2 protein-coding genes are annotated in these 2,090 nt (G+C 38.1%); both read left to right on the top strand.

Annotated features, from left to right (window positions below; genetic code table 11):
• The coding region (locus ABY905_RS16805; protein WP_372645976.1) for a dipeptidyl-peptidase 3 family protein at positions 1–1,694 on the top strand (1,694 nt) is incomplete at its 5' end.
• A 16-nt stretch (positions 1,695–1,710) separates the two neighbouring features.
• A partial coding sequence (locus tag ABY905_RS16800) for a DUF554 family protein (RefSeq protein ID WP_372645974.1) occupies positions 1,711–2,090 on the top strand: 380 nt, incomplete at its 3' end.

The following is a 2,090-nucleotide window of genomic DNA, read 5'->3' as shown; positions in this document are numbered from 1 at the left end:
TTTGGTTTTCAAATGGTATACATCATCATTATTCTATGGATAAGATGATGCCCGAATTCACAGAGGAATATTTTGGTGAGTTGATCGCTAACTCCAATTATGAGCTGATGCCTTTAATGGCTTCCGAAGAAGCAGTTGATCTGATTGTTCGTTTGACTGATGTTATTTTTAGCGAAGAGGAACAAGCCAAACGTGTTGTGCTTAATCCTGGAATGGATTTAATTGAGAATTCAGCGAATAATTATTATGAAGGCGTTTCTCAGAAAGAAGTCGAAGAATTCTATAAAGAATTAGACAAAGGAGATGTCGAGCGTCCTATATCAACTGGCTTAAACTCCAAGCTTGTCAAAGAGAATGGCGAGCTAAAAGAGAAGATTTGGAAAGTTGGGGGTATGTATACCGAAGCTATCGAAGAGATTGTATTTTGGTTAGAAAAAGCTCTTCCTGTTGCTGATAGTGAATTGCAACAACAAGCTCTTATCAAATTAATTGAGTTTTATCAAACTGGAGATTTAAATACGTTCGATGATTATTCTATTCTTTGGGTTAAGGATTTGGATGCTCATGTTGATGTTGTAAATGGTTTTATTGAGGTTTATGGCGACGCTCTTGCAATAAAAGGCAGCTGGGAATCAGTTGTGAACTTTGAAGATGTTGAGGGAAGTAAACGAACTAAAATCATTTCGGATAATGCGCAATGGTTCGAAGATAATTCACCTGTAGACTCACGTTTCAAGAAAGATATTGTAAGAGGAGTGAGTGCAAAAGTGATTACAGTAGCCATGTTGGGAGGCGATTGTCATCCAGCAACTCCGATTGGAATCAATTTACCGAATGCGGAATGGATCAGAAAGGAACACGGAAGTAAATCGGTGACGATTGATAATATCACGCATGCTTACCATCAGGCATCCTTAAAGGGGGGAATGCTCGAAGAGTTTGCCTATAGCGAAGAAGAAATTGCACGTTCCAAAGCTTTTGGACATCTTGGAGGAAACTTACATACCGATTTGCATGAGTGCTTAGGTCATGGCTCAGGACAACTACTTCCTGGTATAGGTATGGATGCTTTGAAGAATTACCATTCTACACTAGAGGAAGCCCGAGCTGATTTATTTGCTTTGTACTATATAATGGATGAAAAGCTAATTGAGATTGGCTTGGTTCCTTCTTTAGAGGTGGGTAAGGCAGAATATGACGGTTACATCCGCAATGGTCTATTAACTCAATTGACTCGAGTTGAATTAGGCAAAGAGATTGAAGAATCTCATATGAGAAATCGTCAGTTAATTGCGAAGTGGGTTTTCGAAAAAGGGGTAGATGATAAAGTCATAGAACGTGTAGAGAAGGAGGGGAAAGTTTATTTTGTAATTCGTGATTACAATAAACTGAGAACGCTTTTCGGCGAGTTATTGGAAGAGGTTCAGCGTATTAAATCAGAAGGCGATTTTGAAGCGGGAAAACTTTTGGTAGAGAATTATGCCGTTAAAGTTGACGAAGCTATCCATAAGCAAGTGAAAGAGCGTTTCGCGAAATTGAACCTGGCTGCTTATGCTGGTTTTATCAATCCCGAATATCATCCCATTTATCAAGAAGGAATTATTGTAGATGTTGAGATTGTATATCCTATGGATTTTACTGAGCAGATGTTGCATTATTCTAATAAATATTCATTTTTACCACACGAAAACTAATCTTTAAGAGATCTCAATGGTTGGAACGATTGTTAATGTAGGAGCTGTGATTTTAGGAAGTGCTATTGGTTTAGCTTTTCGTTCTCGTATTCCTAAGCGTCTTTTCGAAATTGTATTTCAGGCTATAGGTCTGTTTACAATTTGTTTAGGTTTGGTTATGGCTTTTAAAGCCAATAATATGTTGATCATGGTTTTCAGCCTGGTTACCGGATCATTGTTGGGAGAGTGGATTAATATTGAAAAAGGGACTGAGATATTAAGTGACAAAATAAAGCACAAGTTGGGTAAGGGAGATGATGCCTCATTTTCTACAGGGATGATTACAGCCTTTCTCTTATTTTGTATGGGTAGTATGTCTATTCTAGGTTGTTTTGAGGAAGGAATGGGGAAGGGTGC

Origin of the sequence: Ancylomarina sp. (assembly GCF_041555295.1) — a bacterium.
Taxonomy (GTDB): Bacteria; Bacteroidota; Bacteroidia; order Bacteroidales; family Marinifilaceae; genus Ancylomarina.
Note: the sequence above shows the minus strand (reverse complement) of the source record. Positions and strands in the feature narration are given on the sequence as shown.